This is a genomic window from Nocardia lijiangensis NBRC 108240 (genome assembly GCF_001613045.1).
GTDB classification, from domain to species: domain Bacteria; phylum Actinomycetota; class Actinomycetes; order Mycobacteriales; family Mycobacteriaceae; genus Nocardia; species Nocardia lijiangensis.
Genome location: NZ_BDBP01000223.1, coordinates 1 through 735 on the forward strand (window position 1 = coordinate 1; position 735 = coordinate 735).

Below are 735 nucleotides of genomic sequence, written 5' to 3' on the forward strand. Positions count from 1 at the left end.
TGCCACCACCCCTACCGTTACCGCCACCACCATTATTGTCGCCGGTAGGCTGTCTATAGTTGTACGTACCGGGCAGATCACCATTGGCACCAGCAAGCTTGTTCGGATCGGTAAACACCGGAATATACCCAGCCAACTGCTTGATCCCCGCCACATAACCCTTCTGACCACTGGTATCGTCACCAGAATCCCAGAACGTCTGCACACGAGGCAACTGCTCTGCGGCCTTGATATTATTGACCTCCGCGACCGTCCCGTCACTGTTGTATTCGAACTGACCGTACCGCGGCAGATGCGACCACACGAAAGCATTGAAATTAGCGGTATTACCGATCACATTCGACATCGACATCATGCCACGATGCAACGTATCAGTCGACTGCAAATACTTGTCGAGAAACGCCACAGCACGATCAGCACCAGCACCCTCCCAATACTGATTCTTGAACACATACCCCACCCCGTCGATGAACTTCTGCACCGACTTCCGCCAAATATCGGCGAACGCCCTCCACTCACCGGCGATCCAGAACACGGAACCATTATTCTTCGCGATCATCGCCGCAATATTGGCGAAATCGAGCAAACCGAAATACTGACCCGTCTCCACCACACTCTCGATACTGCTCTTCGCATTCGCATCGAAACTCACACCCGACCCGGCAGTCGTCGGCAGCCCCGGACCCGACTTCCAATCCGCCGTCGGAGTGGAATGATGCCTGGAAAACTCCGGCC

1 protein-coding gene is annotated in these 735 nt (G+C 54.7%); it reads right to left on the reverse strand.

Features of this window, described 5'->3' with window-relative positions; all coding sequences use genetic code 11:
• A partial coding sequence (locus NL1_RS36000; protein ID WP_156095227.1) for a hypothetical protein occupies positions 1 to 613 on the reverse strand: 613 nt, incomplete at its 3' end.
• Between the last annotated feature and the right edge of the window lie 122 nt (positions 614 to 735).